This window comes from Burkholderia sp. NRF60-BP8 (assembly GCF_001522585.2).
Lineage (GTDB): Bacteria > Pseudomonadota > Gammaproteobacteria > Burkholderiales > Burkholderiaceae > Burkholderia.
In genome coordinates this window covers 453974-474030 of the sequence record NZ_CP013373.1, presented here as the reverse complement: position 1 = coordinate 474030, position 20057 = coordinate 453974, and the positions used below count along the sequence as shown (strand labels likewise).

19 protein-coding genes are annotated in these 20057 nt (G+C 67.3%); 10 read left to right on the top strand and 9 right to left on the bottom strand.

What is annotated here, in order from left to right; genetic code table 11:
• Positions 1–3: 3 nt before the first annotated feature.
• The 4 genes from WS54_RS15335 to WS54_RS15320 form a co-directional block, all read right to left on the bottom strand.
• Positions 4–1215 carry an MBL fold metallo-hydrolase gene (locus WS54_RS15335; protein ID WP_059780275.1) on the bottom strand — a complete coding sequence of 404 codons (1212 nt, stop codon included), beginning with the start codon at positions 1213–1215 and terminating at the stop codon, positions 4–6.
• A gap of 255 nt (positions 1216–1470) precedes the next feature.
• Positions 1471–2862 carry a GABA permease gene (gene gabP / locus WS54_RS15330; RefSeq protein WP_059780276.1) on the bottom strand — a complete coding sequence of 464 codons (1392 nt, stop codon included), beginning with the start codon at positions 2860–2862 and terminating at the stop codon, positions 1471–1473.
• Positions 2863–3240: 378 nt separating this feature from the next.
• Positions 3241–3585 (bottom strand): MmcQ/YjbR family DNA-binding protein, encoded by a 345-nt coding sequence (locus tag WS54_RS15325; RefSeq protein ID WP_059780277.1) that lies wholly within the window; start codon positions 3583–3585, stop codon positions 3241–3243.
• Between the two features lie 80 nt (positions 3586–3665).
• A complete protein-coding gene (locus WS54_RS15320) occupies positions 3666–4931 on the bottom strand; it encodes an MFS transporter (RefSeq protein WP_059780278.1) in 1266 nt (421 codons plus the stop codon).
• Positions 4932–5124: 193 nt separating this feature from the next.
• Here WS54_RS15320 and gcvA point away from each other — a divergent pair, with 193 nt between their 5' ends.
• The 3 genes from gcvA (at position 5125) to ettA (ending at position 8316) form a co-directional block, all read left to right on the top strand.
• Positions 5125–6042: a transcriptional regulator GcvA gene (gene gcvA / locus WS54_RS15315; protein ID WP_059780279.1), complete on the top strand. Its 918-nt coding sequence runs from the start codon at positions 5125–5127 to the stop codon at positions 6040–6042.
• A gap of 116 nt (positions 6043–6158) precedes the next feature.
• The gene (locus WS54_RS15310; protein ID WP_034209828.1) at positions 6159–6479 is read left to right on the top strand and encodes a DUF3761 domain-containing protein; all 321 of its coding nucleotides are present in this window, start codon (positions 6159–6161) and stop codon (positions 6477–6479) included.
• Positions 6480–6648: 169 nt separating this feature from the next.
• Complete coding sequence (gene ettA / locus WS54_RS15305; protein WP_059499686.1) at positions 6649–8316, top strand: energy-dependent translational throttle protein EttA; 1668 nt, start codon at positions 6649–6651, stop codon at positions 8314–8316.
• A gap of 130 nt (positions 8317–8446) precedes the next feature.
• Here the strand turns inward: ettA and WS54_RS15300 are convergent, their stop codons facing one another.
• The 4 genes from WS54_RS15300 to WS54_RS15285 all read right to left on the bottom strand — a co-directional run bounded on the left by WS54_RS15300 (position 8447) and on the right by WS54_RS15285 (position 11783).
• On the bottom strand, positions 8447–9070 hold the full coding sequence (locus WS54_RS15300; protein WP_034209826.1) for an HAD family hydrolase: 624 nt from the start codon (positions 9068–9070) through the stop codon (positions 8447–8449).
• On the bottom strand, positions 9067–9618 hold the full coding sequence (locus tag WS54_RS15295; RefSeq protein ID WP_034209825.1) for a cysteine hydrolase family protein: 552 nt from the start codon (positions 9616–9618) through the stop codon (positions 9067–9069). The genes WS54_RS15300 and WS54_RS15295 overlap by 4 nt, the downstream gene beginning before the upstream one ends.
• A 77-nt stretch (positions 9619–9695) precedes the next feature.
• Positions 9696–11510, bottom strand: coding sequence for an aminopeptidase P family protein (locus WS54_RS15290; RefSeq protein ID WP_059780280.1), 1815 nt, complete (start codon positions 11508–11510; stop codon positions 9696–9698).
• 18 nt (positions 11511–11528) lie between these two features.
• Positions 11529–11783 carry a hypothetical protein gene (locus WS54_RS15285; RefSeq protein ID WP_034209823.1) on the bottom strand — a complete coding sequence of 85 codons (255 nt, stop codon included), beginning with the start codon at positions 11781–11783 and terminating at the stop codon, positions 11529–11531.
• Positions 11784–11954: 171 nt separating this feature from the next.
• Between WS54_RS15285 and WS54_RS15280 the strand changes: the two genes are divergently transcribed.
• The 7 genes from WS54_RS15280 to WS54_RS15250 all read left to right on the top strand — a co-directional run bounded on the left by WS54_RS15280 (position 11955) and on the right by WS54_RS15250 (position 18059).
• Positions 11955–12719 (top strand): response regulator transcription factor, encoded by a 765-nt coding sequence (locus tag WS54_RS15280; RefSeq protein ID WP_034209822.1) that lies wholly within the window; start codon positions 11955–11957, stop codon positions 12717–12719.
• Positions 12720–12745: 26 nt separating this feature from the next.
• The gene (hemA, locus tag WS54_RS15275) at positions 12746–14044 is read left to right on the top strand and encodes a glutamyl-tRNA reductase (protein WP_034209821.1); all 1299 of its coding nucleotides are present in this window, start codon (positions 12746–12748) and stop codon (positions 14042–14044) included.
• A gap of 90 nt (positions 14045–14134) precedes the next feature.
• Positions 14135–15217 (top strand): peptide chain release factor 1, encoded by a 1083-nt coding sequence (gene prfA, locus WS54_RS15270; protein ID WP_034209820.1) that lies wholly within the window; start codon positions 14135–14137, stop codon positions 15215–15217.
• A gap of 7 nt (positions 15218–15224) precedes the next feature.
• On the top strand, positions 15225–16067 hold the full coding sequence (gene prmC / locus WS54_RS15265; protein WP_034209819.1) for a peptide chain release factor N(5)-glutamine methyltransferase: 843 nt from the start codon (positions 15225–15227) through the stop codon (positions 16065–16067).
• Between the two features lie 67 nt (positions 16068–16134).
• On the top strand, positions 16135–16446 hold the full coding sequence (gene grxD / locus WS54_RS15260; protein WP_006477066.1) for a Grx4 family monothiol glutaredoxin: 312 nt from the start codon (positions 16135–16137) through the stop codon (positions 16444–16446).
• 24 nt (positions 16447–16470) lie between these two features.
• The gene (locus tag WS54_RS15255; protein WP_034183704.1) at positions 16471–17067 is read left to right on the top strand and encodes a UbiX family flavin prenyltransferase; all 597 of its coding nucleotides are present in this window, start codon (positions 16471–16473) and stop codon (positions 17065–17067) included.
• 200 nt (positions 17068–17267) lie between these two features.
• Positions 17268–18059 carry a DODA-type extradiol aromatic ring-opening family dioxygenase gene (locus WS54_RS15250; RefSeq protein ID WP_034209818.1) on the top strand — a complete coding sequence of 264 codons (792 nt, stop codon included), beginning with the start codon at positions 17268–17270 and terminating at the stop codon, positions 18057–18059.
• 109 nt (positions 18060–18168) lie between these two features.
• Here the strand turns inward: WS54_RS15250 and WS54_RS15245 are convergent, their stop codons facing one another.
• Positions 18169–19767, bottom strand: a complete 1599-nt coding sequence (locus WS54_RS15245) for an APC family permease (RefSeq protein ID WP_034209817.1) — start codon at positions 19765–19767, stop codon at positions 18169–18171.
• Between the last annotated feature and the right edge of the window lie 290 nt (positions 19768–20057).

Sequence of the window (20057 nt, the reverse complement as noted above, 5' to 3'; positions counted from 1 at the left end):
GACTCATTCCCGACCGACGACCTTCAGCGTCCCGGACATATGCAGGAACTGTCCGTCCTTCATCGCGATGTTCGTATCCACCGCGCCGCGTTCGAAATCCTCGACGTGCACGACGTTCGAACCGGTGGACGGCTCATGCCAGTACACCATGTACACCTGCGGACGGACCTCGCGCGCCGTGTACTGCACCGTATCCGTCACGCCCTTGAATTGGCCGGCCGTGCCGACGAACGACATCGTCTTGTCGTCCTTGAAGTTCAGGTCGAACGCGGTAGCGCCGAACTGCACGCGCACCGTCTTGCCCGCCGCAGGGAACGGCGCCGGCGCGGGCCACTGCATCTCGCCCTTCGCAACCTTCGCGCTCAGCTCGAGCGACGACTTCTCGCCAAGGTCCGGGTAGCGCGCCTCCATCGCCGCGATCAGCGTCGTCGAATCCTTCGCGCGCACCGCTTCCTGGTCGAACGCCTTGACGTAATTCCGCGTGAACGCGACGCCCGTGGTGAACGGCTGGCTGCCGTCGCGGTTCGGCAGGAAGTGGCCGGGCACGACGCGCGCCGGCTTCAGCGCATCGATCCGGTCGAGCGTCGCCAGCCAGTTCGCGTGCGACAGCGGCGTCTGCGTGTCGGCCATCCAGACATGAACGTTCGCGGCGACCGGGATGCCACCGACCACGGTCCGCGCGGAAGGAATCCATACGAACGTGCGATCGGGCGCCGGGCCGTCGAGCCCGACGATGCGCAGCGGCTCGCCATCGACGCGCAGCGTATTGCCGTCGAGCGGCTGCGGCACGATCACCGAAGTCGGCGCGTTGTCCTTCAGGATCGGGCCCCAGTAGGCAAGCTTGCCGTCCTTGCTGGCCTCGATCGCGGCGACGGTCTGCGGCGTCGCGACGATCTTCGCATCCGGGAACGCCGCGTGAATCGTTTCCAGCCCGAAGTAATAGTCGGGATCGCTGTGGCTCACGTAGACGGCCTTGAGCGTCTTGCCGCTCGCCTTGATCCGGCTCACCAGCGCCTGAGCGTCGTTGCGCTGGAACTGGGCGTCGATCAGGATCGCCTCCGTTTTGCCCGAAACGATTTCGGACGAAACCGGGAAGATGGCATGCGCGCCCGGATTGTAGACATCGACGGTCAACGGGGCGGCGATGCTCGCGGATGCGGCGCCGAGTAGTGCAGTCGCCGCGAATGCGGAAGAAAACAGATGACGGATCGACATGGTCGGACTCTTGATGGGTTGTGAGTGCCCGTAGAATAAATGAAACCATTTCGGTAACAAATAGCCCATTCATCGATGGCCTATTTCCCAACAGGAACGAATCGATCGCGACGCGGCCGTCTGAGCGGACGCCGGCCGGGCCGTTACCCGGTAATCCTTGATGAATAAAAAAAGCCCGGCCGGCATACGCCGGTCGGGCCACGATACTTCCGGGCGGTATCACTCAGGTGCTATCGCATCCGGCCGCTCGCGCGCTCACGTCGCCGACACCCGCCGCCCCGCGTTCGCCTGCGCATCGCGCCCGCGCTTGTTCAGCCACGACCCGAGCAGCACGATCGACGCCAGCACGGCCGTCGCGCCGACTTCCATCCTGTGCTCCTCGCTGACGAACATCACGGTCAACGTGCCGCAGATGAACAGGATCACGGCCCATGTGAGCCACGGGAACAGCCACATCCGCAGCGTCAGGTCGGCGCCGCCCGCTTCGAGCGTCTTGCGCATCCGCAACTGCGAGATCGCGATCACGAGATACACGAGCAGCGCGATCGCGCCCGACGTCGCGAGCAGGAAGCTAAACACCTGCTCCGGCATCAGATAGTTCGCGATCACGGTCAGGAAACCGAACGCGGTCGACGCCAGCACGGCCGCGCGCGGCGTGCCGGTCGAATCGGTGCGATGCAGGAAGGCCGGCGCGTCCTGGCGCCGGGACAGCGAGAACAGCATCCGCGACGCCGTGTACAACGCCGAATTCAGGCAGCTCGCGACCGACACGAGCACGATCACGTCGATGATCGCCTTCGCGTTCGGCACGCCGATCAGCTCCATCGCGCGCTGATACGAGCCGTGCTTCGGCAGCAGCGGATCGTTCCACGGCACGATGGCCGCGACGACGAGGATCGAGCCGAGATAGAACAGCGTGATACGCCAGATCACGGAGTTCGTCGCGCGCACGATCTGGCGTTGCGGGTTGTCCGATTCGGCGGCCGCGATCGTCACGATCTCGGTGCCGAGGAACGAGAACATCGTCGTCAGCATCGCCGCGAGCACCGCGCTCGCGCCGTGCGGCATGAAGCCGTCGTGCACGAACAGGTTCGACACGCCCGACACGGCCGGCGCGGGGATGATGCCGACGATCGCCGCGCCGCCGATGCACAGGAACACGACGATCGCGACGACCTTGATCAGCGCGAACCAGAATTCGAATTCGCCGTAGTTCTTGACGGAGAAGAGGTTGGTGACGGTGAGCAGCAGCGTGATGCCGAGCGCGAAGATCCACGTCGCGATGCCCGGGAACCACGCATTGAGGATGGTCGCGGCGGCGGTCGCCTCGATCGGGATCACGAGCACCCAGAACCACCAGTACAGCCAGCCGATCGTGAAGCCGGCCCAGTGGCCGATCGCGCGATCGGCATAGGTCGAGAACGACCCGCTGTCTGGATGCGCGACGGCCATTTCGCCGAGCATGCGCATCACCAGCACGACCAGCACGCCCGCGATCGCATACGCGAGTATCGATGCCGGCCCGGCCTCCGCGATCGCGTGGCCGGAGCCGACGAACAAGCCCGCGCCGATGACGCCGGCAATCGACATCATCGTCACGTGACGCTGCTTCAGGCCAGTGCCGAGGCCTGTGTTGCTTCCACTCATCTGTCTCTCTCCAAAAAACGGTTCCGGTACGACCGGTGTCGCGTGAAGGCGGCGCGGGGGAGTTGTCGTTGTCGAATCCGGCTGCGGCCCCGCGTGCGATCGCACGCGGGCACAAGGCCGGACCGGGCCGTTCCGGTCGGGTCGTCCGCGCAGTCTGCGAAGCTGCGGGTGCGATGCGGCGCGCCGGGCGCCGGCGCATCGCGTACGCCCGTTCCGTCGGCTGTCGTCAGCCGCCTTCGAAGCGAAGGAGTGTAAGCATCAAACGGTTCGTCACTAAGAACCAATTGAAGAATTTCGATGGAACCACTCGTTGCATCGATACGAACCGATGCAACGCTTGATCCGGTTCGGCGGCGGCCCGTGCGCCGCGCGCGCCGCTCAGTTCGCGTCGCGGACGGTTTCGTCCCGCCACTTCGCCGGCACGCGTGCGTTCCATTCTCGCAGAAGCAGGTTTTTCACGGCGTCGGGATGCGCGGCCGACAGGCGCACCAGCACGATCGGCCAACCGACATAGTGATCGGTCACGTAATACACGTCGGGCGCCGATTCGATCAGCCATGCGCGCTCGTCGGGGCCGACGCCCTTCACGACGAGCGTGTCGCCGTCCTCGCGCAGCCGCGCGAGCACTTTTCCCTTCACCTTCAGCGCGGGCGTGCCGTACGACGTGCCTTCCTCGACGCCGCGCCACGCCAATGCGATCTGCCGGACTTCGTCGAATGTCACGATGCCTCCCCGACCATGCGTCGACGGTTGACGGTCCGGCCACCTTACCGGAAACCGCGCGACGCGCCCAGCGGACGGCGTTATCCGCCGGCCGCGCGCGCAGCGGCCGGCGCACGCCCGGTGGTCGCGACGATCGCGAACGCGATCGCATTCGCGGCGGCGCTCGCGAGGATCGGCACGAGATAGCCGCCGCCGGCATCGTAGACGAAGCCGGCGGCGGCCGGCCCGATCAGCGTGCCGAACGCGACGCTCGTGTACAGAATGCCGATGATCGCGCTCACGTTGCGGCCGCCGAAATAGTCCATCACGACCGCCGGCAGCACGGCGACCCAGCCGCCGTAGAACACGCCGAACACGAGCGCGAACGCAGCGAGCGTCGCGACGGTGCCGGCGCCCGCCCACCCGATCAGCGCGACGGCCATGCCGGCGAACATCGCGAGCAGCGACGCGCGGCGGCCGAAGCGGTCGGCCAGGCCGCCGAGGAAGAAGCGGCCGACCGTGCTGCCCACGCCGATCGCGCCGAGCAGCAGCACGGCCGTCGACGGCGCGACGCCGTGATCGAGCGCATATGGCACGAGGTGAACGAACGGGACGAACACACCGAACGAGCAGACGAGGCAGGCCGCATAGAGACTCGCGAACGGCCGCGACGTGACGGCTTCGCGCACCGTCGCGCCGGCATGCACGTTCGCGCCGGTCGATGCAGCGGCGGCATTCCGGCTGCCCTCGCCGGCGACATCGCCGTCCGGCAGCCATCCGCGCCTGCGCGGATCGTTCTCGATCAGCAGCGACATGCCGGCTCCCAGCACGAGCGCGATCGCGGCCAGCGTGAAATACGCACCGCGCCAGCCGACCTGCGCGATCAGCGCGGACGCGAGCGGCGGCATCGCCAGCGTGCCGACGCCGATCCCCGCGACCGCGAGCCCCGATGCGAACCCGCGCCGGCGCACGAACCAGCGCTGCACCGCGCCGACGGCCGGCACGTACGCGCAACCGACGCCTAGCCCGACACCGAGCCCGTACGCGACATAGACCTGCAGCAGCGTATGCGCGGCGCCGGCGGCCGCGAGCCCCGCGCCGGTCAGCAGCATCCCGGCGACGGCGAGCCGCCGCGAGCCGAAACGATCGGCGAGCGGCCCGCTGACGATGCCGAAGCCGAAGTACAGGAAGCCGGCGAGCGAGAACACGAGCGAGATCTGGCCGCGCGACGCGGCGAAATCCCGCTGCAGCGACTCGACGAACGCGCTGAACGTATACGCGCTGCCGAACCCGACGAACGTGACGGCGAACGCGGCCGCCACCACGTACCAGCCGTAGAAAAGGCGCGATGTGCCCGGGCGGTTCATGACGATGCTCCTTTCGGGTTCCACCGGCTGCCGGGCGGCATCCGGATTGCCCCGTGGATATAGTTGAACTATGTTGATCGCATCGGCCGCCGACAGGCAGCCGCGCAACAGGCGATCCGATGTGTCGACGTTACTCGCGCGTACGCGTCGCCTCAAACCATATTTCGTCGGCCTTTCGCTTTAGAAAAACTGAATGAATCGTTCCCGCCTGCCGCCACTCAACGCGTTGCGCGCCTTCGAAGCCGCCGCCCGCCACCTGTCGGTGAAGTCGGCGGCCGAGGAGCTGTCGGTCACGCCCGGCGCGGTGAGCCAGATGATCCGCACGCTCGAGACCCACCTCGGCGTGCAACTGTTCGAGCGCGTGAACCGCGGCATCCTGCTGACGGCCGCCGGCCGCGACTACCTGCCGCCGGTGCGCAACGCGTTCCGGCAGATCGCCGACGCGTCGCAGCGCGTGTCGGGCGCCGCCGACAGCGGCGTGCTGACGGTGAGCGTCACGCCGTTCTTCGCGTCCGCGTGGCTCGTCCCGCGCCTCGCGCAGTTCCGCCAAGCCAGCCCCGACGTCGACCTGCAGGTCGTCACGAGCCATGCGCTCGCGGATTTCTCGCGCGACGGCGTCGACGTCGCGATCCGCCACGGTCTCGGGCGCTACGTCGGGCTGTGCAGCGAACGGCTGCTGACGGTCGAAATCGTCGCGCTCGCGTCGCCCGACCTCGTCGCGCGGCTCGGCATGCCGGCGACGCCGGCCGAGCTCGTCGGCTGGCCGCAACTGCACGACGCCGAACGCAAGGGCTGGCACATCTGGTTCGGCGCGCAGCGGATCGACGATTTCGGCCCGCCGCGCGGCCCTGCGTTCGACGACTCGGGCCTGCTGCTGCAGGCGATCGTCGCCGGCCAGGGCGCCGGGCTGCTGCCGGCCGCGATGGTGCGCGGCGAGCTGGCGAGCGGCCGGCTCGTGCAGCTTGCCGACGCCGCGTGGCTCGACGATTTCGCGTACTACCTCGTCTATCCGCCGCATCACGCGGAACGGCCGAAGGTTGCCGCGTTCCGGCGGTGGATTCTCGACGCCGCGCGGGCCGACGGCGCGGCGTCGATGTCCGGCGCGGCGTAGCGTCGCGCGGGTACACGGCGCGGATCCGCTAACATGCGGCGCGGGCCACCGGCCCGGCATCGACGACAACGACGACAACGACGACAACGACAACAACGAACATAACGAGAGAGACCATGCGTACCCTGCTCCATCGCGCGACCCATGCCGCGGCCCTGTCCGCGACCCTGTCCGCCGCGCTCTTCGTCGCGGGCGCCGCGTTGCCCGCTTCCGCGCACGCGTATCGCGCGCCGCCCGGCTACGGCAACGAAGCCGATCTCGACCGTCACGACACGTATCGCAACCGCGACGGCGAAACCGTGCATGCGCCCGCGCATTCGAAATCGGGCCGCGTGCCGGACGGCGCGAGCGCGCGTTGCCGCGACGGCACGTATAGCTTCAGCCGGCACCGGCGCGGCACCTGCTCGGGGCACGGGGGCGTCGCCGCATGGCTGTGAGCGCGGGTCGGCCGAATGGCCTGCACCGCGCCAGCGGCAGCCGGCGGCGCAGTACAATACGCGCTCGCACCGCCGCGCCCCGCGCGGCACGCTCCGTACCGAATCTCCCGACGCCGCCCCGCCCGCGCGCTGCGCGGTCGTCTCAACCACTTCTGACTTTCACACCGAAATGGCCCAATACGTTTTCACGATGAACCGGGTCGGCAAGATCGTGCCGCCCAAGCGCCAGATCCTGAAGGACATCTCGCTGTCGTTCTTTCCCGGCGCGAAGATCGGCGTGCTCGGCCTGAACGGCTCGGGCAAGTCGACGCTGATCCGCATCATGGCGGGCATCGACAAGGACATCGAAGGCGAAGCGACGCCGATGCCGAACCTGAACATCGGCTACCTGCCGCAGGAGCCGCAACTCGATCCGACGAAGACCGTGCGCGAAGCCGTCGAGGAAGGCCTCGGCGACCTGTTCCAGGCGAACAAGAAGCTGGAAGAAATCTACGCGGCGTATGCCGAGCCGGACGCCGACTTCGACGCGCTCGCGGCCGAGCAGGCGAAATACGAGGCGATCCTCGCGTCGAGCGACGGCGGCAGCCCCGAGCAGCAGCTCGAAGTGGCCGCCGACGCGCTGCGCCTGCCGGCATGGGACGCGAAGATCGAGCACCTGTCGGGCGGCGAAAAGCGCCGCGTCGCACTGTGCAAGCTGCTGCTCGAAAAACCCGACATGCTGCTGCTCGACGAGCCGACCAACCACCTCGACGCCGAATCGGTCGACTGGCTCGAGCAGTTCCTGGTGCGCTTCCCGGGCACCGTCGTCGCCGTCACGCACGATCGATACTTCCTCGACAACGCGGCCGAGTGGATTCTCGAACTCGACCGCGGCCACGGCATTCCGTGGAAGGGCAACTACAGCAGCTGGCTCGACCAGAAGGAAGAGCGCCTGAAGCAGGAAGAAGCGTCGGAATCCGCGCGCCAGAAGGCGATCAAGAAGGAACTGGAGTGGGTGCGCCAGAATCCGAAGGGCCGCCAGGCGAAGTCGAAGGCGCGTATCGCGCGCTTCGAGGAGCTGAGCAGCCAGGAATACCAGAAGCGCAACGAAACGCAGGAAATCTTCATTCCGGCCGGCGAGCGCCTCGGCAACGAAGTGATCGAGTTCAAGAACGTCAGCAAGTCGTTCGGCGACCGCCTGCTGATCGACAACCTGAGCTTCAAGATCCCGGCCGGCGCGATCGTCGGCATCATCGGCCCGAACGGCGCCGGCAAGTCGACGCTGTTCAAGATGCTGACCGGCAAGGAACAGCCGGATTCGGGCGAAGTCGTGATGGGCCCGACGGTGAAGCTCGCGTACGTCGACCAGAGCCGCGACGCGCTCGACGGTTCGAAGACCGTGTTCGAGGAAATCTCGGGCGGCGCCGACGTGCTGACGGTCGGCAAGTACGAAACGCCGTCGCGCGCGTACATCGGCCGCTTCAACTTCAAGGGCGGCGACCAACAGAAGATCGTCGGCAACCTGTCCGGCGGCGAACGCGGCCGCCTGCACCTCGCGAAGACGCTGATCTCGGGCGGCAACGTGCTGCTGCTGGACGAACCGTCGAACGACCTCGACGTCGAGACGCTGCGTGCGCTGGAAGACGCGCTGCTCGAATTCGCGGGCTCGGTGATGGTGATCTCGCACGATCGCTGGTTCCTCGACCGAATCGCGACGCACATCCTCGCGTTCGAAGGCGATTCGCAGGTCACGTTCTTCGACGGCAACTACCAGGAGTACGAAGCCGACAAGCGTGCGCGCCTCGGCGAGGAAGCCGCGAAGCCGAAGCGCCTGCGCTACAAGCCGATCAGCCGCTGACCGGCACGGCCCGGGCATCCGGCGCCGCGATCGCACGGCGCCGGATGCCGAAAGCGGCCGTTTCCGGAACGGCCCAACGAAAAAGCGAGCCCTTGGCTCGCTTTTTTTCGCCCGACGTCCGCCCCGCCGCTTAAGCGAGCGCGCCCAGCTCGCGCAGCCGCGCCTCGGTCGCCGCCGCGCTCGTATGATGAATGCCGTGCCAGCCGAGCGCCGTCGCAGCCGCGGCGTTCTTCGCGTTGTCGTCGATGAACACGAGCTCGTGCGGCGCGATGCCGGGCAGGTGCGGATCGATCCGCGCATGCATCTCGCGGTAGATCGCCGGATCGGGTTTCACGAGCTTCACGCGGCCCGACACGACGATGTCCTTGAACCGGCGCAACACCGGGAAGTTGTCCCATGCATACGGAAACGTCTGCGCGGACCAGTTCGTCAGCCCGAACAGCGGCATCCCCTGCGCGTCCAGCCGGTCGACGAGGGCCGCGCCCTCTTCGAGCACGCCGCCGATCATCTCGTGCCAGCGCGCGTAGAACGCGCGGATCAGCGCTTCGTGCTCCGGAAACTTCGCGACGAGTTCGGCCGTACCTTCCTCGATCGTCTGCCCGCCGTCCTGACGGACCACCCAGTCCATCGCGCACACGTGCGTGAGGAACCAGCGGCGCTCGGCGGCGTCGGGAATCAGTTCGCGGTAAAGGTACTCGGGGCTCCAGTCGATCAGCACGCCGCCGAAGTCGAACACCACGGCCTTGATCGTCATGCGAACTCCGTGGCGAGCACGTCTGCGAGCGGACGCGGCGTCACCGCGTTACCCGACAGCGAATTGTTGTTCCAGACGAAGTGATGATGCGCGACGATCTGCGCCGCCGACAGGTGGGCGCGCTCGTTCGTCGTATGCAGATCGGACACGACGGTGGTCCGGTAGCCGAGCAGCGCGGCACGGCGCGCGGCCGAATCGACGCAGAACTCGGTCGCATAGCCGCAGATCAGCACCGAGCGGATGCCGTGGCGATCGAGCTGCGCCGCGAGCGGCGTGTCGTGGAACGCGTCGCTCGCCTGCTTGCGCACGCGCCAGTCGTCGCGACCGACGACCAGCCCCGCATGCAGTTCCCAGCCCGGCGTGCCGGGCACGATGTCGTCGTCCGCATCGCCGTCGTGCTGCACGAAGCACACCGGCGCGTTCGCCGCGCGCGCTGCCGCCGTCAGCCGGTTGATGCCCGACACCACGTCGTCGAGCCGGTATGCGGGCTGCGCCCGCTCCACCAGCCCGCGCTGCATGTCGATCACGATCACCGCAGTGTCCGCCATGACTTGCCCTCGCTGTGATTGTTCCGCCGTCGTGCGGCCGCTATCCGGCCGCCCTCCGGCCATTACCGCGCGTTGCGTCAGATCGGCTGCGTGCGCGCATCGAGCCACGCCTTCGCGTCGCCGCTCAGGTGCCGGCCGACGCGCTCGCGCACCGTCGCGTGATACGTGTTCAGCCACGCGCGCTCTTCATCGTGCAGCATCTCGATCAGCACGCAGCGCGTGTCGATCGGGCACAGCGTCAACGTCTCGAACGCGAGGAAATCGCCGAATTCCGTCTGCCCGGCCGCACGGTTCACGACCAGGTTCTCGATCCGGACGCCCCACTGGCCCGGACGGTACACGCCCGGCTCGATCGACGTGATCATGCCCTCTTCCATCGCCGTGTACGGCTCGGCCGGCGCGTAGTGCGAGATGACCTGCGGACCTTCGTGCACGTTCAGGAAGTACCCGACGCCATGCCCGGTGCCGTGGCCGTAGTCGAGCCCGGCCGCCCACATCGGCGCACGCGCGATCGCGTCGAGCATCGGCGAGCGAATGCCGCGCGGGAAGCGGGCGCGCGACAGCGCCATCATCGATTTCAGCACGATCGTGAAATCGCGCCGCTGCAGGTCGCTGACGGTGCCGACCGGCACGACGCGCGTGATGTCGGTCGTGCCCGTCATGTACTGGCCGCCCGAATCGATCAGCAGCAGCCCGTCGCCGGCGATCGTCGCGTGCGACTCGCGCGTCGCGTGGTAGTGCGGCATCGCGCCGTTCGCGTTGAAGCCGGCGATCGTCGCGAAGCTCGCCGACACGTAGCCGGGGCGGCGGGCGCGCGCGGCCGTGAGCTGTTCCTCGATCGTCAGCTCGGTGATCGTCTCGCGATTGACGGCCTGTTCGAACCACGCGAAGAACTCCGCGAGCGCGGCGCCGTCATGCTCCATCGTCACGCGTACGTGCTCGATCTCGGCGGACGTCTTGCGCGACTTCGCGAACGTCGACGGATTCACGGCCTCGACGAGCTTCACGCCGGCCGGCACGGCCTCGAGCGTGCCGAACGTCACGCGGCGCGGGTCGATCAGCAGCGTCGCGCCGTCGGGCAGCGCCGCAAGCGACGCACGCGCGGCGTCGTAGGCGCGGACGTCGACGCCGTCCTGCGCGAGCGACGCGGCCAGCGCCGGCGGCACCTTGCCGTCGGCGACGAACAGCGTCGCGCGATCGGTGCCGATCATTGCGTGCGCAACGAACACCGGATTGAAGTTGACGTCGGCGCCGCGCAGGTTGAACAGCCACGCGAGATCGTCGAGCGTCGACACGAAGTGCCATTGCGCGCCCTGCGCGTGCATCGCGCGGCGCACGTCGGCGAGCTTGCTCGCGCGCGTCGTGTCGGCCAGCGGCGCGACGTGCTCGAATACCGCGTGGCCGGGCAGCCCCGGCCGCTCGGGCCAGATCGCGTCGAGCAGGTCGACGTCGGTACGCAGCGCGATGCCGCGCGCACTCAGCGCGGCCGTCAACCCGCGCGCGGCCGCGACGCCGAGCACGGCGCCGTCGACCCCGACCGTCGCGCCGGCCGCCACGTTCCGCGCGAGCCAGTCGACGTGCGGTGCGCTCTGCTGCCCGCCCGTCATCTTCATCAACTGCACGCCCGTGCCCGCCAGTTCGGCATCGGCCTGCACCCAATAGCGGCTGTCGACCCACAGCCCCGCGAAATCCGCGGTCACGACCAGCGTGCCGACCGAGCCCGTGAAGCCGGACAGCCAGCGGCGCGCCTGCCAGCGCTCGGGCAGGTATTCGGACAAGTGGGGGTCGGCGGACGGCACGAGATAGGCGGCCAGATTCTCGCGGGCCATGGCGTCGCGCAGCAGCGCGAGACGGGCCGGCACCGGCGAGACTTCGGGGAGACGGGCATTCATGATTTCACCTGAGAGCATTCAGCGACGGGCCGACAGCGCGACCGTCACGGCTACGGCGAGGAACGCGACGCCGGTGCAGACCGGCCATTCGAGCGTCTCGCCATCGTAAAACAGTCCCGAGAGATTGCCGACCATGCGGGCGGCGGCCGCGCCCACGATGCCGACGAGCACCGCGATCCACCACGCCGGCCGGCCCGTGCGCCGCAGCGGATGCAGCCAGCGGCCGAACAGCCCGACGGCCGCTCCCAGGACAAGGATTCCAAACCAGTTCATTCAACGCCTTCTATAAATTCAGATTCGTCCCATAGGCGTGAACGCTGCCAGCGGCTAGCATCGATTCATCCATCGAACCCGAGACCAGCCGGGCGCCGCGAACATTCGAGTGTAGGGGCCGACTCGACGTTATGGCAAGCGCACACCGGCTGCCGTATTGAAGAAATCCTCATGCGAATCGCTCTGATCGATCCGGAATCGCGCCATACCGCACTCCTGAACCGCCTGCTCTTCGCGGGCGGTCACGTGTGCCATGCGTTTTCGTCCAGCACCGCATTCTTCCAGTGGCTCGCTGCCGACAACACCTGCGACATGCTGGTCACCGGCCACTGGGCCGGCGACCAGCCGGCGCAGGAAGTCATCCCGCGCGCGCAGGCGGTCCTGCCCGGGTTGCCGGCCATCGCGGTGATGCAGTCGGCGCGCGAAAGCGAAATCGTGTCGTGCCTGCACGCCGGCGCCGACGATTGCCTCGTGCGCCCGGTGAGCGGGCCCGAACTGCTCGCGCGCGTCAATGCACTGAGCCGGCGCGCCGGCGTACGGCGGGCGCCCACCCGCTCGCGCGAAATGTATGGCGAATACGCGTTCGACGCCACGCATTGCCTCGTGCGTTTCGGCGACGCAATCGTTTCACTCACGCCGAAAGAGTTCCGTTTCGCACAATTGCTGTTCACGAACCTGTCGCGGCCCGTGTCGCGCGCGCACATCCTGGAAACGGTATGGGCACGCCGCCGCGACATGAAGTCGCGCACGCTCGACACGCACGCGTCCCGGCTGCGCAGCAAATTGCAGTTGCTTCCGGAGCGCGGCTACCAGCTGTTGCCGCTCTACGGCTTCGGCTATCGGCTCGACCGCGTACCGATCGAGCCCCCAAATTCGCGGCCGCGCCACGCCGATGCCCGGTATGCGGCGAGTGAGGAAATCGCCGAAACGCTATAATATGGGGCTAAACGATAGCCCTCGATATGCAACTCCTCACGATCGGAATCAATCACCACACTGCGCCTGTCGCCCTGCGCGAACGCGTGGCGTTTCCGCTCGAGCAGATCAAGCCGGCTCTCGTTACGTTCAAGAACGTGTTTCTCGGCCCGCAGGCGCCCAATACGCCCGAAGCGGCGATCCTCTCCACCTGCAACCGCACCGAACTGTATTGCGCGACCGACGATCGCGCGGCCCGCGAAGGCGCGATCCGCTGGTTGTCGGAGTATCACCGGATTCCGGTCGACGAGCTCGCGCCGCACGTCTATGCGCTGCCGCAGTCCGAAGCGGTCCGGCACGCGTTCCGCGTCGCCTCCGGCCTCGATTCGATGGTGCTCGGCGAAACCCAGATTCTGGGCCAGATGAAGGATGCCGTTCGCACCGCGACGGAAGCCGGCGCGCTCGGCACCTATCTGAATCAGTTGTTCCAGCGCACGTTCGCGGTCGCGAAGGAAGTGCGCGGCACGACCGAAATCGGCACGCAGTCGGTGTCGATGGCCGCCGCCGCGGTTCGCCTCGCGCAGCGGATCTTCGAAAAGGTGTCGGATCAGCGCGTGTTGTTCATCGGCGCCGGCGAGATGATCGAGCTGTGCGCGACGCACTTCGCCGCGCAAGGCCCGCGCGAGCTCGTCGTCGCGAACCGTACGGCCGAACGCGGCCAGCGGCTCGCCGAACGCTTCAACGGCCGCGCGATGCCGCTGGCCGATCTGCCCACCCGCATGCACGAATTCGACATCATCGTGTCGTGCACCGCATCGACGCTGCCGATCATCGGCCTCGGCGCGGTCGAGCGCGCGGTGAAGGCGCGCCGCCACCGTCCGATCTTCATGGTCGACCTCGCGGTGCCGCGCGACATCGAGCCCGAAGTCGGCAAGCTGAAGGACGTGTTCCTCTACACCGTCGACGATCTCGGCGCGATCGTGCGCGAAGGCAATGCATCGCGTCAGGCCGCGGTCGCCCAGGCCGAGGCGATCATCGAGACGCGCGTGCAGAATTTCATGCAATGGCTCGACACGCGCAGCGTCGTGCCGGTGATCCGTCACATGCATACGCAGGCCGACGCGCTGCGCCGGGCCGAAGTCGAGAAGGCGCAGAAGCTGCTCGCGCGCGGCGACGATCCGGCGGCCGTGCTCGAAGCGCTGTCGCAAGCGCTGACCAACAAGCTGATCCACGGCCCGACGAGCGCGCTCAACCGCGTCAACGGCGCCGATCGCGATTCGCTGATCGACCTGATGCGCGGCTTCTACCAGCACGCGCCCCGCTCGAACGACCCGTCCGGCCACTAGCGCCGCTCGCCCTGCCGCCGGCCGGTCGTGGTTCTGCCGCCGGTCTATCCTTTCCGAATACCCCTTTGCCCGGGAGCGCCGCTCCACACCATGAAGACGAGCATGCAACGCAAGCTCGACCAGCTTTCCACACGGCTGGCCGAACTGAACGATCTGCTGAGCCGCGAAAACGTCACGGCCGACCTCGACCAGTACCGCAAGCTGACACGCGAACATGCGGAACTCGGCCCGGTCGTCGAGCAATACGCGTTATGGCGCCAGTCGCGCAGCGACGAGACGGCCGCGCAGGAACTGCTCGCCGATCCGTCGATGCGCGATTTCGCGGAAGACGAAATCCGCCGCGCGCGCGAGGACATGGCGCGCCTCGAGACCGAGCTGCAGAAGATGCTGCTGCCGAAGGACCCGAACGACGACCGCAACATCTTCCTCGAAATCCGTGCGGGCACGGGCGGCGACGAATCTGCGCTGTTCGCGGGCGACCTGCTGCGCATGTATCTGCGCTTCGCGGAACGCCAGCGCTGGCAGGTCGAAATGATGTCGGAAAGCGCGTCGGATCTCGGCGGCTACAAGGAAGTGATCGTGCGGATCGCGGGCCAGGGCGCGTATTCGCGCCTGAAGTTCGAATCGGGCGGCCATCGCGTGCAGCGCGTGCCGGCCACCGAGACGCAAGGGCGCATCCATACGTCCGCGTGCACGGTCGCCGTGATGCCGGAAGCCGACGAGATCGGCGAGGTCGAGATCAATCCGGCCGACCTGCGCATCGACACGTTCCGCGCGTCCGGCGCCGGCGGCCAGCACATCAACAAGACCGATTCGGCGGTGCGCGTCACGCACCTGCCGACCGGGATCGTCGTCGAATGCCAGGACGACCGCTCGCAGCACAAGAACAAGGATCGCGCGCTGAAGGTGCTCGCCGCGCGCATCAAGGACAAGCAGTATCACGAGCAGCATGCGAAGGAAGCGGCGACGCGCAAGAGCCTGATCGGCTCCGGCGACCGCTCGGAGCGGATCCGTACGTACAACTTCCCGCAGGGCCGGATGACCGATCACCGGATCAACCTGACGCTGTACCGGCTCGAGGCGATCATGGACGGCGATCTCGACGAACTGATCGGCGCGCTCGTCACCGAGCACCAGGCCGAGCTGCTCGCATCGCTCGGCGACGCCGACTGAGGCCGCGATGTCCGACACCACCGCCGACGCGCTGCTGCGCGCCTCGCCGCTCGACCCCGTCGATGCACGCGTGCTGCTCGCGCACGCGCTCGGCTGGACCCGCACGCAACTGATCACGCGCGGCGACGCGCCGCTCGACGCCGCCGCGGTCGAACGCTACCGCGCGCTCGAAGCGCGGCGCATCGCCGGCGAGCCCGTCGCGCAACTGGTGGGGATGCGCGAGTTCTTCGGCCGCCCGTTCGAGGTGACGCCCGACGTGCTGATCCCGCGCCCCGAAACCGAGCTGCTCGTCGAAGCCGCGCTCGATGCGATCGACGGGCTGCCGCACGCCGCCGTGCTCGATCTCGGCACCGGCAGCGGCGCGATCGCCGTGTCGATCGCGGCCGAGCGTCCCGATGCGCGCGTGTGGGCGCTCGACCGGTCGCCGGACGCGCTCGCGGTCGCGCAACGCAATGCCGACAAACTGCTCGGCACGCCGCGCCCCGGCGGCCCGCTGCACTGGCTGCAGAGCGACTGGTACGCGGCGCTCGATCCCGCGCTCGCGTTCGATACGATCGTCAGCAACCCGCCGTACATCGCGCAGCACGATCCGCACCTCGGACAAGGCGACCTGCGTTTCGAGCCGCGCGGCGCGCTCACCGACGATGCCGACGGTCTCAGCGCGATCCGCACGATCGTCGCGGGCGCCGGCGCCTATCTGAAACCGGGCGGCACGCTGTGGATCGAGCACGGCTACGATCAGGCCGAAGCCGTCCGCGCGATACTGGCGTCGCACGGCTTCGTCGCGGTCGAATCGCGCGCCGATCTCGCCGCCATCGAACGCACGACCGGCGGCCGCCTGCCGGGCTGACGCCCGGCCCGCCCGGTTGAAATCCGCTATCATTTCGATCTAACGCCCCGCAAACGCAAGGTCAGTCATGGACACCCAACAACGTATCAAGCAAATCGTCGACGAAAACCAGGTCGTGCTCTTCATGAAGGGCAACGCGCAATTCCCGATGTGCGGCTTCTCGGGCCGCGCCGTGCAGGTGCTGAAGGCCTGCGGCGTCGACCAGTTCAAGACGGTCAACGTGCTCGAGGACGACGAAATCCGCCAGGGCATCAAGGCATTCTCGAACTGGCCGACCATCCCGCAGCTCTACGTGAAGGGCGAATTCATCGGCGGCTCGGACATCATGATGGAGATGTACCAGTCGGGCGAACTGCAGCAACTGTTCGCCGCCGCTTGATACGCGGCACCCGTCCCCCTTTCGATGGCATCTCCCAGCGCGCCGCCACGCCGGCTGATCGTCGCGATCACCGGCGCCACCGGCGCGATTTACGGTGTGCGGCTGCTCGACCTGCTGCGCGCCGCTGGCGGCGTCGAAACGCACCTGCTGATTTCGAACGCCGGCTGGCTCAACATCCAGCATGAACTGAAGCTGCCGAAGGCCGATGTCGAAAGCCGTGCGGACGTCGTGCATTCGGTGCGCGACGTCGGCGCGACGATCGCGTCGGGTTCGTTCGCGACCGACGGCATGGTGATCGCACCCTGCTCGATGAAGACGCTCGCGAGTGTCGCGCACGGGCTGTCCGACAACCTGATCACGCGCGCGGCCGACGTCACGCTGAAGGAACGCCGCCGTCTCGTGTTGATGGTGCGCGAAACGCCGTTCAACCTTGCGCATCTGCGCAACATGACCGCCGTCACCGAAATGGGCGGCATCGTCTTTCCGCCGTTGCCGGCGTTTTATGCGATGCCGAAGACGATCGAGGAACTCGTCGACCAGACCGTCACGCGCGTCCTCGACCTCTTCGCGCTCAGCGCGCCGCTCACGACGCCGTGGGCGGGCATCCGGCACGCGCAGTAACCACGCCGCTTTTGCGCGCATCTCCATCGATCTTCGCGGCAATTCCGGCGATTTCCCGCTTTCGGTGCGAATCCGCATTCGACTGATCGGCGCCGCCGCGATTATCAACGAACAAGCGTCAATCAAATTCCCGTTCGCCGATTTATCAATGCACGGTACACGCCTATAGTCACAGGCAAATCCTTCTGCAGGTCACCACCATGAACCGCTTGCCTTCGCTGTACCTGTCCCACGGCGCCCCGACGCTGCCGATCGACCCGGCGCTGCCGTCCGGCGCATTCACGCACCTCGGCGCCGAACTGCCGCGCCCGCGCGCGGTGCTGATGCTGTCCGCGCACTGGGGCACGCAACGGCCGGTCGCGAGCGTCGCCGCGCATCCGGACACGATTCACGACTTCTACGGTTTCCCGCAGGCGCTGTACGACATCCGCTATCCGGCGCCGGGCGCACCCGACGTCGCCGAGCGCGCGGCCGCGCTGCTGAACGCGGCCGGCATCGCGACCGCGACGACCGAACACGGCCTCGATCACGGCGCGTGGGTGCCGATGCTGCTGATGTTTCCGGAAGCCGACGTGCCGGTCGCGCAACTGTCGATCCAGCCGCGCGCGGACGCCGCGCATCACTTCGCGCTCGGCCGTGCGCTGCGGCCGCTGCGCGACGACGGCGTGATGGTGATCGGCTCGGGCCAGATCACGCACAACCTGCGCGCCGCCGATTTCGGCGCGGCGCCCGAGGACGCGGATCCGCGCGTCGCGGAATTCACGGACTGGTTCGAGGCGAAGCTTGCCGCGCGCGACGTCGACGCGCTGCTCGACTACCGTCGGCAGGCGCCGCACGCGGCGCTGATGCATCCGACCGACGAGCATCTGCTGCCGGTCTTCGCGGCGCTCGGCGCGGCGGACGACGACTACCGGCTCGGCATCCAGTCGCTCGGCACCTACCAGCGCGTGCTCGCGATGACGAACTACGTGTTCGCGAGCGCCGGCGCCTGAGCCGCGGCGCAGCGGCCGAGCCAGCAAAAAGCCCGCCCGGGCATCGCTCGGGCGGGCTTCTTTTTATCGCTGCATCCTGCCGCCGCCGAATCCGGCGACAGGTGGGCCGTCAGACACCGACCCCTTCGAGGATCTCGTCGTGCGACTCGCGCTCGTCGAGATACTGGGTCCGGTAACCGGTATTCACGCCCCAGAAGTAGAACACCAGCGAGATCGCCGCGACGACCACCATGTCCCAGCCGTACGGCAGCAGGTCGTGACCGCCGAATTCCTTGCTGCCGATCAGCGACAGCACGGCCATCGTCGGCAGGTACGCGACCAGCCACCATGCCGCCTTCAGGTCGGCGCCCCAGCCGGTCCAGCCCGCCTTCGCCTGGAAGTAGAAATACACCGGCAGCGCGACGATCATCAGCAGGATGATTTCGCCCGTCAGCGGCCACTTTGCCCAGTACAGGATCAGCGACGCGCACACGAACGCGAACGGTGCGATCAGCTTCATCAGCGGAATCGACAGCGGACGCTCGATGTCGGTCGCCGAACGGCGCAGCGCCATCAGGCTGATCGGGCCGGTCAGATACGAGATCACCGTCGCGACCGAGATCACCGCCGCGAGCGAGCTCCAGCCGCGGAAGAAGAACAGGAAAACGAACGACACGAGCAGGTTGAACCACATCGCCTGGCGCGGCACGCCGTAGATCGGGTGCACGTTGCCGAACATCTTCGGCATCGTGTTGTTGCGCTCCATCGCGTAGATCATGCGGGTGGTCGTCGCCATGTAGGTCGTACCGGTGCCGCTCGGGCTGATGAACGCGTCGACGTACAGCAGGATCGCGAGCCAGTTCAGGTTCAGCGCGATCGCGAGTTCCGCGAACGGCGACGAGAAGTTGAAGTGCGCCCACCCCTTCGCGACGTCGGCCGGGTTCACCGAACCGATATACGCCATTTGCAGCAGCACGTAGATCACGAGCGCGAGCAGGATCGACGTGATCACCGCGAACGGCACGCTGCGCGCCGGATTGCGCGCTTCGCCCGCCAGATTCACCGGGCTCTGGAAGCCGTTGAACGCAAACACGATGCCGCTCGTCGCGACCGCGGTCAGCACGGCCGACCAGCCGTACGGCGCGAAGCTCGTACTCGACGCGGTGCCGAGGTTTTCCGCGTGGAAGCTCGTCAGCATCAGGCCGAGGATCGTCAGGCCGGGGATCAGGAACTTGAAGATCGTGATCGCAGTGTTCGCCCGCGCGAAGGCCTTGACGCCCCAGTAGTTCAGCATGAAGTAGACGACGACCAGCACGGCCGACAGCAGCAGGCCGAGTGTCTGCAATTCGCCGTTCACGAACAGTGCATGCGCCCACGGATACGGCCACGTGCTCATGTACTGGATCGACGCTTCGGCCTCGATCGGGATCACGGAGACGATCGCGATCCAGTTGGCCCATGCGCTGATGAAGCCCACCAGCGAACCGTGCGAGTAGCGCGCGTAGCGCACCATGCCGCCCGACTCGGGGAACATCGCGCCCAGTTCCGCATACGTCAGCGCAATCGCGAGAATCACGACGGCGCCGATGATCCAGGCGCAGATCGCCGCCGGACCGGCGATCTTCGCGGCCTTCCAGGCACCGAACAGCCAGCCCGAGCCGATAATCGAACCCAGCCCCGTCAGCATCAATGCAAACGGGCCGATGTTCCGTTGAATAGAACTCTTCACATCCTCTCCTGTGTCTCAAAAAGCATGGTCGGCCGGCGGTCCGGGATCGGCTCGGACCGCACCGCGCACGCATTCTTGGGGGGAGGGTCACCCGATCGGGGCAACCCGTCCACGCGGCGCGTAGTTTAACGGTTGCACCTCGAACGTGGCGCCAAAATCGATCGGCCCCTACAAAAAATTCGCATCGCTTGCAAGCTTTGTAAACCTGATCTCCGCAATAACCCTGAGAGCATGGGAATACGGTTGACCGTCAGACCGATTAGCCGTATAAAGGACTTCGCAGGATTTCA